Below are 12287 nucleotides of genomic sequence, written 5' to 3'. Positions count from 1 at the left end.
ATGTAAATACATTGTTCCCACGGCAACTCCAGACTCTTTTGAAAGTTGGGCCATTGATGTCTGTTGCAGACCCTGTTCTGAAAATAACCGTAACGCTGTCTTTACAATTTGAGTTTTTTTATCTACTTTTTCCACTGGCATAATTTAGTGAACTGAATATTCATTCATGAACAAATATATAAAAATTTATGAATAATCAAAGGTATTTATTTTTTTATTGCAACTCATATTAAAAGAGATGGTTAACCTTTCTGGTGATAAAATTCTGTTGTTGCATTTGATCCGCAAGGAGACAATTACATTGAAAATCGTTCCTCAAAAAGTTTCTATGGTATCTGTAAGGATTTAGCGATTCTGAATATATTGAAAGCCTGCAAAAAATACATTTACCTTTTCCGAAGAATGGAAAATTCAGGTTTTATGGCTTATGGAGATTCCATGCCTTTGTTTGCAGATCAATCTATCATCCATTGGGAAGTTTGGTATAAAAAGCTGTAAAGCACTATCGAGGATACCATCCTCAATGCCAAGGGGGCAAATGGCTTTTAAAGGATGAAGTTAAAAAAGACATTCCCAAAAAATGAAAATCTCAATCCGACAGCCTTGCTGCATTTTTAGGGATGAAAAAAATTATAAATAAATAGAAAATCACCCAAACCTTAGAGAGGTAAATAGCCTAACTGTCTAGGGTTTGGATTAATTAAAATTTGAATAATTGCTGATTACCTCTTGTGTGGCTATGATATTTTTAAGCTTTTCAGTACTTCCTTAAGACTATTTGTTCAGCCGAGTATATTCCTTTTCAGCATATTGATCACTGGAATGATAACGCAAAGTATCCTTTATGTACCAGGTATTCAATCCTTGAATCATCATTCCCTGATAAAGTACATATTGATATACCCGGTCGTTCCAATCACCAAAATCTGGCAGGTTTTCATGCAGAGCAACAAATTCAGCTACATCTTCATTGTGAATGGATACTACTTTTTGTGTCGCCTCCTCCAATGAGATATTTTCTTCATGCTGTATAATAAGTACCAAATTAATTACCTCTCCTTTTCTAGCAATTTCTTTTTTTAATGAATACACATCATTTTGCCAGCTCATTATTCTACATGTTAATGCCTGAATTCGCTGGATTACAGGATGAGCAGAAATCTCTTCAGGCAAAACAAATCCAAGCCCAAGTTCAGCCCAGGGTTCATAGGCATACATGGCAATGCTATATTCCCGGAATATCATAAAATAATTCCGCGGAGGAAATGTTCCTGCTGTCTTATAAGGGGCTTCAGCACGCATTCCATATTTTATATAACGATCCATAAAAAAGGTGAATGTTTCCAGCCATGCAGGAGATGTAACTGCAAGATATTCATCCCTGATCTGTGCCATTATTTTATCATGAGGATGCGCATCAGGCAGTGGCTGATTACCTTTGAGGATACCAATTATTCTTTTATGTATATCATCTACCTCTTCAACAGTACATAATCCGCAATAATCATCAAAAGTGGTAATCCAGATCATAAAACGATTACAGGCACTTGCATGCTCATAAGTTGGAGCTATAGCAAGCATCCTGGCCGTGGCCCCGTGTAGGCCCATGCGTTTATAGCTTTCACGGGTTTTCGCAGATAAAAAGGTAAAGTCAGTATCCAACCAGCTTTCTAAATCTTCCTTCATTTGATCAAAATGAGGATTTACTAAATCTGGCCATGGATATTCAAAAATTAACGCGTAAGGTTGTTCGAAATGTTTAACTTCAGATTCCATTTTAATTAGTTTTATTTTTAGTTATTCTGTTATTAATAATCGTATTTCCTTGGTTATCAAAGTTGATTCTGCCCCAACATTTCTTTTAATGCTGAAACGTTGGGAAATTCGGTACTATTATAACGATCAAATTTGGTGGAACTATTTTTCCAACAACTTAGCACCATACTCATATAATATATCCAATTAACCATACCTTCCTGCCAAATACCAAAATCAGGAAGAGAGGCTTGCAATTGTATAAACTCCTTAAGGTCTTCATTATGAAGTCGTAAATCCTCTTCGAGAGGAATTTCCTGTTCGTTCTAGATCACCTTTGCAAAATTGTGATTGATTTTGTCAGCTGCCTCTTCAATAGAATAACAGTTATTTCTATTATGCATGATGATGGTTTTTGGAATTAAAGCGGTATCACTTTCCGTTTCCTGAAAAGAACAAAATTTCCATAAATTGTAATAAGTAATAACTTGAAGATTGAAGTTTTATATTAGTTTTGTACTACTAAGTTAAAAATTTATTTAACACCCCCTAATTAATCTCATGAAAAATTGTTATTTAGTATATAAGTATTGCAATATCACTGTATTTATGGGAGATTAAAAGGAATGACATCTTTTATTTTAGCGTAAGTTTGAAATTTCTATTTTTATCAGATTTTATCACCATTTTTCACCTCCTGTTTATTGAATAAATTGCATCCTTCTGTAAAGTGCGGTAGAAGCTGTGCCATTTTCAATGCCAACAATACTTATATCTTTGAAGATATTAAAAAAAAATAACACACGATTTTCCTAGGGGAAATGTTCAATACATTTTAACAAATATCTTGTCATTTTGGAGACTTTTGTCCCCCGAAATATGATGTAGAAATTTTAGGAACAGTTGAAAAAGTGAATTATTTGCGAATCCGTTAGAATTGGTTTTTTTTTTAAATAATTGTACCTTAGTTTTGTTAATTATTAGTTTGTGAGAGATTGGTAACGTCCTGTCCCCCAAAAGAAATAATATCCTTTTAATAGGGCATGTCAATTTTTTGTATCGGAAAGTAGGCTATGTTTTAGATTGTATATAGATTGTAATTACAATAATACGAAAAACCCTTTAAATGTGTATTTTAAGGGGTTTTTTATTTGTATTCTATTATGTCTCAAAATTTAATATTGCAGAATATATACATTCTATTTGTTTCTATTTCGTTTCTATGAATTTAATTTGGAATAAATTTTGTAATTTCATCGTTGAGAAATGTTACATTTTGAAACAATGGGAAACATGGGGAAACAATATGAAACATTTTTGGGGAGAATTTAGACGTTATGGAAGTCAATAAAATTTGTCAATTCTGCGGAAATAGATTTGTAGCTAAAAAAACTACAACAAAATGCTGTTCCGATGACTGTGCTAAGAAATTCTACAAAAAGAGAAAGCGTGATGAAAAAATTCAAGCAAGTGATAAGGAGTTAGATGTACAGATTAAGGGTTATGATATTGAAGAAATCCAAAAGAAAGACTACTTATCAATCAAAGAAGTTATGCTTTTACTCAATATTAGTAGAACATCAATTTATCGAATGTTAAAAGATGGCAGATTAAGCAAATTAGAAGGCTTTAAATCGGTTAGAATTAGAAAGGTTGACTTAGATACACTCTTTAGGCAAAAAGCCGAAAATAACGAAGAAAAACAATATAATTTACCATATTTCTGTGATGATAATTATTATACTATTAATGAAGTTTTAGATGCATTTAAAGTGAGTTCAGGTTCATTTTATCATTTATGCAAAAAACATAATATTCCGAAAATTCCAAAAGGTAAAAATGTGTATGTTCCCAAAAACTTAGTAAATACAATTTTCAATAATGAGTAAAAAAGTAACAGTGCTAAAAAAACTTGTAAAAGGAAATAAGAGCAACCTTTCACTAAATTTTTATCCTCCTGTTTTCAATCGAAAAACTGGAAAAAAGACTCGCTATGAAAAAACGAGCTATTTTATTTATAATGAATTTCAAAGTGAGACTGTGTACTATACAGATGTAAATGGGAAAAAACAGTCAAAAATTGAAGTTTTAACGGATAAAAATGGTAATCCCAAGAAGTTAACATTGACCCCTGCTCAAAAACATCATAATAAGCAGACTAATGAGATGATTGAATTGTACAGAGCAAAGAGGTTTAAGGAAGTGATTAGTCCAGATATTTATACAGAAGCGGAGTTAAAAGGCTTAAAACTAACTGAAAATAAAAAGAAAATATTTACAGAATATTTTAAGGAAAAAGCGGAAAATGCAACAAAATCTACGGGGGCATGGAGTGCTAGTAATGGGTATTTTTCTAAATACTATGGTAATAAGCTTTTTAGTGATATTGATAAGGCATTGATTGAAGATTTTAAAAATAAGCTACTTAATTCTTTCCAATTAAGAAGTGAAAAATACAAATTGAAAAGAAATTCGGCGGCAAGCTATTTTATCAGATTTATTCAAGTTTTGGAAATGGCTTATGAAGAAAATTATCTTTCTGAAAACTTCAAAGGAAGAATCGAGTGGATTGAAGAGGAAGAGGTAATGAAGAATTTTCTAACAATTGACGAGTGTAAAATTCTATTTGCAACTAAATTTCCCGATGAAGTTTTAAAAAAATATTGTGTTTTTGCTGTTTTAACAGGTTTGAGATACTCTGATATATCAAATCTAAAATGGGGTGATGTTGTTAAAAGACATGATACAGATTTTATAGATTTCAGAATGAAGAAAACCTCAGCATTCCAATATCATCCTATCTCACCAGAAGCGATAAATCTTATGGGAGATAAAAAAAACAGAACTGACTTTGTTTTCGAAAGAATTGCTTATCATTCACTAAATGACAATTTAAGAAAATGGCTTTTAAAAGCAGAAATTGAGAAGAAAGTAACATTTCATAATTTCAGAACTTCCTATGCTGTAGCACAATTAGAAGCAGGAGCAGATATTTATCTAATTTCAAAAATGTTGGGACATAAAAACGTTAGTACTACGGAGATTTACGCAAAAATTGTTGATAAACGAAAAATAAGTACTATTAATAATATTATTTTAGGACTATGATAGACTTTTTACCAATTCAAGATGATGATTTTATATTTTCATCATTATTTCAAAATTATGAAGAAGGTCATACAGATGCAACTGATTTCGGCATGTATCCATTTTTCAGACTTAGATATTTCTTTTTGGATAGAGATAGATTGCCAACAAGAACATTAAAAATTGATGAAGAAAAAATAGAGAGATTTGATATGTTTAAAAACATCTTTATGAGAGGAGATTATTTTTATCTTATTGCCTATCACTATTTTATTAATGTTAAAGAGTATGAATTTGAATATAAAGTTGAGGGTAAAATGCGCATTGAAGATAAAAATGGAGGATTAAAGATGGTTTCTTTCTTTGAACCACTGTATAATGCTTTAATAGAGGAAAAAATTAAATCTCAGAGACTACTCCGACATGAATATATTGTATCTAAAAATAAATATTTATACATAAATAAGCTCACTGAAATACTTTTCAATGATTATTATGATTTAGATGATGCAATTAGGAAAGAGAAAAATGTCTTTGCAAAATATGGAATGGCTGTTAAGGAGGTTTATTTGGAGATTTTTAGGGACTTTTATTCAAATTTTGTAGATTATCTTACAACAGAAAATTTTGAAGGTTTAAAAAAACTGGTATACCCTTCAAAAAAAGAGGTTCAATCCTTTAGATTTGCACCGAGAAAAACCTATCGGAATTTAAAAGATATGGAGGCAAGAACAAAAATTGTTGAATCCATTAAACAAAATTTGATAGATAAAGGATTTATTTCTGAGATAACCACTTTTGAACAGGTTTATGACCTCTTCGACAACAAAAGAAGAGAATTACCAAAAATCATTTGGCTGAAAGACATTACATCTTTGGCTACATTTTATAAAATAATGGAAGATGATAAAATTATTCAAGATGCAGAAGGTGAACATTGGAAAATTTTGGCTGATTATTTTATTCTTAAAAATGATTCTGAAATTTCAAGAGAAGAACTTAAAAGCAAAAAGAAGTCAACCAATTTTAAAATTTTAGCAGACCTTGAAAGTGGATTTGACTTACTGAAAAAAATTATCGCATAATCTTCACTCCACCTTTGAAAATTTTTTCATTTTTTTTCATTTTTTTCGATAAAATTTGGACTGATTTATAATATGATATTTTATTTTAATGTATAAATTATTAAAAATCAAATGTTTAAAACTCTTACTGTAAGGTAGGAGTTTTTTCGTTTTTGGCACACTCGCTAGATTCTTGATGCAACCGCTTCATGGTAAATCAAATCATGACAGCAAAATCCAGCTATAACGAAAATTTCGGTTCTATAATCGAAAAATTGGTACAAAAAATAGTAACCAAACTATTTTCTGTTTATGTAACAAGATTAGATATTGTCAGTCGTATTGCGAATACAAAGGAGGTTTTAACAACAAAAGAGGTTGCTGAACTTCTTGGAATGAATGAAAGGGTGGTAAGAGAGAAAATTAATTCAGGATTGATTCCTGCATATAAACCTGAATTTGCAAATAAATTTCTTGTTTTGAGAAGGGATTTAATGAAAGAGATTATGTCTGGACAGCAATACAAGACTCTTTCAATGATGAAGGCTGAGGTAAATGAAAATTTTGAGACCCAACAATTCGTATAATTTTAAAAACTAAGATCATGTCAAAAAAACTATTATCTAAAAATAAAACAGCAAGAAAGCTAACTAGAAAAGAAAAACAAAGGATTACAATCGCTAATCTAGCATTAATTCCTTCCGTAATTAAAAATTATATAGATACGCTCGTTAAGGTTTACCGCCCGACTTTTACCTACAAGCTAAAAGTTGAATTTTTCTATTATATCATTACAACGATAATAAAGCGCCAAAATACCTATGAAAATAAAGCGCTTGAAAATATTCCCGTTGCACTTAATGCAACGATTTTAAGAGGTATAAAATCAGATTATAATGAGTATATAAGTTGGCTTATTGAGCAAGAAGTTATTTTCAAGGCTGAAAATTACGAGCCTGGACATTCTTCAAATAAATATTGCTTTGCTGATTTTATTTTGCCATCCTTAAAAGAAGATTCAGTCTCTGAAATAGTTGAATTAAAAGCCTTAGAATCTAGCACAATAACAGTGGTTAGATCTATTCAGGAATCTGAAGTATATGAGGAGAATAAACATCTTTTGAAGTGGTTTAATGATGATTTAGAGATAGATTTTGAAAGGGCTGTTACCTATATAGAAGATTTATCATATTATGAAGGTGAGATTTTTGATTTATCACATAAAAAAGTTCATTGGATGCATCAAATATCAGCTTTACATTACAAAGCTTTTTATGCTACCCGAAATGAGGAAAGTGATTTTCGTTTACATACAGTTTTAACAAACCTGAAGAAAATATTTAAACCTTTTGTAACATATGAAAGGCAGGAACTCATGGGATATGATCTAAAAAATTCGCAACCGTTTTTCTTGATATTTTTATTAGATTCTATTATAAATAATAATAGTAGAATAGATAATATAATAGATAGAATATATACTAAAAGGATTTATAATTCCTTTATGTTGCAGAAACTCCGTGAAGTCCTTTCTACAGAGGGTTTCCAGAAAGAGTATGAAATTTTTAAAACATGGGTTCTTAACGGTGAAATTTATGAAAATATGGAGAGTATAATGAATCCTAAGAAGCATTTAGGCTCTTATTTTGCAAATAAGTATGTCACTAGGAAAAAGGTAACAGAAAAGAAAAAAATGGATAATGTTAGAGCTTTAATGAAAGGAGTCATTTTCACTTTATTTTTTAGTGGTATAAATACAAGAAACTCAGATTACAAAACTTTTAAAAAAGCTTTTCCGAATTTAATTGGATTGATTGAGGTTTTCAAGATGAAAAATAATGCTGATTTTTCTAAACTATTGCAGAATATTGAATCAGAATGTATAATTGATTTTGTATCAAAGAAAATCGTAGAAGAGTACCCAGAAATGCCGTTATTTTCGATTCATGACTCATTATCTACTACGGAAAAATATGCTCATATTTTGGCAGATTTAATACCTAAATACATCTTTGAATATACGGGCTTAGTACCTAAAATAGAAGAAGAGAAATGGAAAAAGTATGAACGGCAAACTGATTATAAAAAGAAAGTGGAATTACAACCAGAATGGTACGCTTATAACAGCCTTTAAGAAGTTTTTTTAGTGTGTTTAAAGCAATACAATAAAAACAGATTTGTTTTGAACCAGTTTTCTGTTTTGCTCCATCCTCTACTAATTGCAATACCTCTGAAAGTTTATGAAGTGATATATTATATTTATTATAGAGATTGCCGTACTCCAAATTTGAAAAAAATGGTTTGGAAATAAGATGAATTCATTTAAAGTAACTTTAATTAACTGCCAAAACTTTGTTATCGAAAATGATTACAAATAAAAATCACCGCAATTGCAGTGATTTTTATTTATTTTATCTATTAAGAATGAGCATCCTATAATTGTGAGTTTATTTCTTGTTCTTACAACTCCTTGCTAATTCCAGACATATTTAAAATTTAATAATTTGTATTGTAGCTTATTCTAAAGGAGAATCAAATAAAAGGTTCTTCATAACACCAATTGTAAGCATAATGGAGAAGAAGAGTAGAAAATAAACGAAAAAATTTGCAAATCGTTTTCTACTATCATTATTTTCTAATGTATTAGAGTTATAATTATTTACCAACCCCTTTAGTCCTAGAGAAAATATTACAATAATTGATATAAATATGATGTAAAGAATAATAGAGTGCCTTAGTTCAAAAAAGAATAAGATTATTAAAATATCTATTAATGCAATAATCCAACTTAATTTAAATATTTTAAAAGCCAAGATATTTTTCTCCAACATTAAAAACACTGCATTTGAGAATAAGATTATGAGAAGTATTATTTGTAAGATTGTATTCATAATATTGAAAAATTAATAAGTAAATGGATTTGGAAAATTAATCTTTACATCTGCACCCAGACCTAAGCCATCTGCTGCAGTTCCCGAAACACCTACAGAAAAACTATCATTTTTGGGATTGTAAAAATAAGAGCCACCTCCTTTTGCTCCTGATGCTCCAATTGGAATAGTACCTGTTACGTTCAGTCCCCATCTACCCCCAGGAGAAGTAGTTGTCCAATTTCCTTCAACTTCAGCTAATGCTGCAAATGCACCAACGTCAACTGATCCTCCATATTTGTTAGACTGAAAGTTGGCTCCAAAAAATCCAGTTAGACCTCTTGCTGCAATATATGTAGATAAAGTACTAGTTGTGAAACTCAATTTTGCCTCTGCGACAGTCCCCTCTAAATAACCCTGAAGATTTGAATTACTACCAATTAAATAGGGGGTAGAAAGTCCACCTTTTACATTCATTAGTTTTATATTAAGATTAGTATCTAAGCCTTCAAAATTCAAATTTTTCAAACCTGCATTATAATCAACTGCTGTGAAGTCAAATGATGAAGATGTAAATGATGATACATTTCCATTAAGCTGGGAAAACCATTGACCATAGTACATACCATACGAATGATTTTTTCCTGGGTTATAAACTTTACTTTCAACCCAATCTGAAGGTCCACCAGGTCCTAAAGTAACTTTCGAACCACTAGCACTTGTATATTCATTATTTGTATACCCGTCAGAATATTCTTCATAACCAAGCACTTTATAATTATCTTTTGTTACATCTTCTCTCCATTCCCATTGCGTTCCTTTTCTTCCCCAATCTTGATTTTCTCTACCATCAGGATCAATAAATCTAATTGGATTATTAAAAGCATAATTGTAGGGGCTATGTCTTGTCATCTTTTCAGCTAAAGGATCCACAACACTCCATCTCGCTATATCTGGCATATACATTCTTGCGCCATAATCATAAAACCCCATTGCCAATAGTTCTTTTCCATTATATTTATAGTTATATGATGATGTGTTTGGTGGTGAGTTGTAACCAGTATGTTTTAAACCAAATGGATAATAATTATTTTCTTCCAAAATCTTTGGCTCAGTCCCATTTTGGATATAACTTAATCTAACATTTCCCAAATGATCGGTATAATTATATACATACTTATTTTCAATAAAACTGTAATAACCTTCACTTGTTGGCACAAATTGTATAATTCCGTCTTGATACTGCCATCCATTAAGGTATTCTATATATATAATTTTGTTAATCTCAGTCATATTATGAAATGAACTTAATTTTGTTCCATCAGCTGAATAAAGATACTCATAATATTCATACTTTTTCACTATTTTATTAGGTAAATTTAAGTGATTGTAGTTGATTTCATTTATGAAATGTGCATCATCTGAGATCATGTTGCCATTTGCATCATAATACATTACATCCCCACCATCAAGTCCTAAATAATTACCGCTGGAATCCCAAATATCAGCAAGCTGATTACCTTCATAAGTGTATTTTACATCATCAATTTTTGTAGCTAAATTACTGTCAGATCCTCCAAACCTTAGAAGCGTTTGAATATTTCCGTTAAGATCATATGTTGCACTTTCATTGTAAGCATTTGTTTCTATGACATCTGAATTAGGTTTCTGATATTTTGCAGCCACTAATCTATTTAATTTATCATATTGATAACTGTACCGTCTGAGAATACCATCATTTGCAGTTTTCCAATCTGTTTCAGATATATTTCCATTAAACTTTGCTGTTGAAGAAAGACTTTCAGGAATCTGATATTTCAACTTATATCCAAACAAATCATTACCTAAGCTCTGTGGATTATTGATATTGGTCATCCATCCACGAATATTATATTGATAATCTATGGTTTGAAGCGGTGATGCTATAGTTGTTCCTCCCACTTTTTTAGATTCCAGTTGGGAAAGTTCGTTGTACTTATTTTGAGCCAAATATTCGACAGGGTTGCTACCTATCTGATGGGTATGGGTCAGAAGCCTGTTCTGGGAATCATAAGTGAATTTTTCCACAATGCCCTTTTCAGGATCGGTGATAAGTCTTCTGTGATAGGTATTGGTCTGAAGTACAACTCCTGCAAAATCAAGCTTACTGTTAACCACAGTATAGCCTCCCAGATGGTTATTGCTTCTTGAACCTATGTTTCTTCCTTTGGTATCATACCACATAAAGTTCTTAGTCCACTTGTCATCTTCTATGTTTTTGACGTAGGAAGCGGTAAGCATTCCTTTGGTAGTTCGTGAATTCGCTGGATTATCAGTTAAAAGTTCTTGTGCAAATACATTAGTGACTGCTGAAGATCCTGAGGGATAGGTGTCGTAATAATTAATACCTAGAATTGACTGTGTATCAGCTGGAAAATAATCATTGGTATAATAAATAGTCATTCCATTTTTTGTAAATCCAGTTGTATTTCGGGATTCAGTAATGACGAGATCTTTAATAAGGTTTTGCATAACGGGTCTTTCGCCTCCTGCGACAATTCCTGTATAGATTACTCTCCCAAATTGATCATACTTGGTTATGAGCCATTTCCCCGTAGGCTTCATAACCGCATCCTGAGTAAGAATCAGCCTGTCAGCTTTGTCATACACCATATATTCCCAGCCTTTTCCAGGAAGTTTTTTCTCAACCAAACGTCCTCTGCTATCATAACGGTACTGATAACAAAATTCATCATGTTTTAACAGATTAGTCACAATATCACCACGGATGCTAGCCAGTGGTGGAATTACATAAGCCAACTGATCAAATTCATTGTAAACATAATACGTATCAGCATACTCATCGGCAGCGATTACTTTTCTTGCTAGAATAAGCTGTCCCTGCCCGTTTTTAAATTCAATAATCTCATCATTATCTTCGTTTTTTACTGAATTTTTATAAAGCTGTCCATCTGTATACAACCAGTTTTCTTCCAAAATGGACTTAGTAGCTCCGTTTTCCCAAATCGTTTTAGTTGTAAACTTTTTAACTCTATCCGCTACTGTATTAGTATTATAATCAAATTTTACAGGTTTAGTGCTCCAGTCATTTCCCACCTGAATCTGTTGTTGGACTATTTCTAACGGAGAGTTTTCCAGTATTTTTTCTGCATAGATTTTTTCTGAACCATAAGGAGTATTAGTAGCGTTAGCTAATGGTGTAGGAACAATCGCACCATTTAAAGTTTGAGATTGTGGAACAGGTAAATAGTCTTTTACCTGTCTTCCGAATTGATCATATTCTATGTGAGTAACAACGTCTTTTCCTTGTGGGGAAGCTTTTACATTTATAACTTGCTTAGGTCTTCCTAATTCATCGAAATACTGAACGGTTTCTGAAGCCTTAGTAGCTATTGTCCCATTATAATCCAAATATGTTTTAGATTGGATATAATTTTCTCCTTGGGTAAGCTGGGCTTGTGCTGAATGAGTGATGAGCAGCATGCCTATTGGGATGATTATTTTTTTCATG

General features: G+C 31.4%; 8 protein-coding genes. 5 read left to right on the top strand and 3 right to left on the bottom strand.

What is annotated here, in order from left to right; genetic code table 11:
• A partial coding sequence (locus tag J2T03_RS20515) for a TetR/AcrR family transcriptional regulator (RefSeq protein WP_373426934.1) occupies positions 1-141 on the bottom strand: 141 nt, incomplete at its 3' end.
• Positions 142-774: 633 nt separating this feature from the next.
• Positions 775-1776, bottom strand: a complete 1002-nt coding sequence (locus J2T03_RS20325) for a terpene synthase family protein (RefSeq protein WP_306846681.1) — start codon at positions 1774-1776, stop codon at positions 775-777.
• Positions 1777-3092: 1316 nt separating this feature from the next.
• Between J2T03_RS20325 and J2T03_RS20320 the strand changes: the two genes are divergently transcribed.
• The 5 genes from J2T03_RS20320 (at position 3093) to J2T03_RS20300 (ending at position 8040) form a co-directional block, all read left to right on the top strand.
• Positions 3093-3644, top strand: a complete 552-nt coding sequence (locus J2T03_RS20320; protein ID WP_307221340.1) for a helix-turn-helix domain-containing protein — start codon at positions 3093-3095, stop codon at positions 3642-3644.
• A complete protein-coding gene (locus J2T03_RS20315; protein WP_307221338.1) occupies positions 3637-4863 on the top strand; it encodes a tyrosine-type recombinase/integrase in 1227 nt (408 codons plus the stop codon). The genes J2T03_RS20320 and J2T03_RS20315 overlap by 8 nt, the downstream gene beginning before the upstream one ends.
• On the top strand, positions 4860-5927 hold the full coding sequence (locus J2T03_RS20310) for a hypothetical protein (RefSeq protein ID WP_307221336.1): 1068 nt from the start codon (positions 4860-4862) through the stop codon (positions 5925-5927). The genes J2T03_RS20315 and J2T03_RS20310 overlap by 4 nt, the downstream gene beginning before the upstream one ends.
• A 203-nt stretch (positions 5928-6130) precedes the next feature.
• Positions 6131-6493: a helix-turn-helix domain-containing protein gene (locus J2T03_RS20305; RefSeq protein ID WP_307221335.1), complete on the top strand. Its 363-nt coding sequence runs from the start codon at positions 6131-6133 to the stop codon at positions 6491-6493.
• A gap of 17 nt (positions 6494-6510) precedes the next feature.
• Positions 6511-8040 (top strand): hypothetical protein, encoded by a 1530-nt coding sequence (locus tag J2T03_RS20300; protein ID WP_307221334.1) that lies wholly within the window; start codon positions 6511-6513, stop codon positions 8038-8040.
• 769 nt (positions 8041-8809) lie between these two features.
• On the opposite strand, the gene J2T03_RS20295 is transcribed toward J2T03_RS20300, so the two are convergent.
• Positions 8810-12286 (bottom strand): DUF6443 domain-containing protein, encoded by a 3477-nt coding sequence (locus J2T03_RS20295; protein WP_307221333.1) that lies wholly within the window; start codon positions 12284-12286, stop codon positions 8810-8812.
• Between the last annotated feature and the right edge of the window lies 1 nt (position 12287).

Source organism: Chryseobacterium lathyri (genome assembly GCF_030812195.1).
GTDB classification, from domain to species: Bacteria; Bacteroidota; Bacteroidia; order Flavobacteriales; family Weeksellaceae; genus Chryseobacterium; species Chryseobacterium lathyri_A.
This window is presented reverse-complemented; position numbering and strand designations above follow the sequence as displayed.

Excerpts from the sequence above, each read along its gene's own strand:
- J2T03_RS20310 (WP_307221336.1), top strand. The coding sequence starts at position 4,860 with ATGATAGACTTTTTACCAATTCAAGATGATGATTTTATATTTTCATCA.
- J2T03_RS20320 (WP_307221340.1), top strand. The coding sequence starts at position 3,093 with ATGGAAGTCAATAAAATTTGTCAATTCTGCGGAAATAGATTTGTAGCT.
- J2T03_RS20305 (WP_307221335.1), top strand. The coding sequence starts at position 6,131 with ATGACAGCAAAATCCAGCTATAACGAAAATTTCGGTTCTATAATCGAA.
- J2T03_RS20300 (WP_307221334.1), top strand. The coding sequence starts at position 6,511 with ATGTCAAAAAAACTATTATCTAAAAATAAAACAGCAAGAAAGCTAACT.
- J2T03_RS20325 (WP_306846681.1), bottom strand. The coding sequence starts at position 1,776 with ATGGAATCTGAAGTTAAACATTTCGAACAACCTTACGCGTTAATTTTT.
- J2T03_RS20295 (WP_307221333.1), bottom strand. The coding sequence starts at position 12,286 with ATGAAAAAAATAATCATCCCAATAGGCATGCTGCTCATCACTCATTCA.
- J2T03_RS20315 (WP_307221338.1), top strand. The coding sequence starts at position 3,637 with ATGAGTAAAAAAGTAACAGTGCTAAAAAAACTTGTAAAAGGAAATAAG.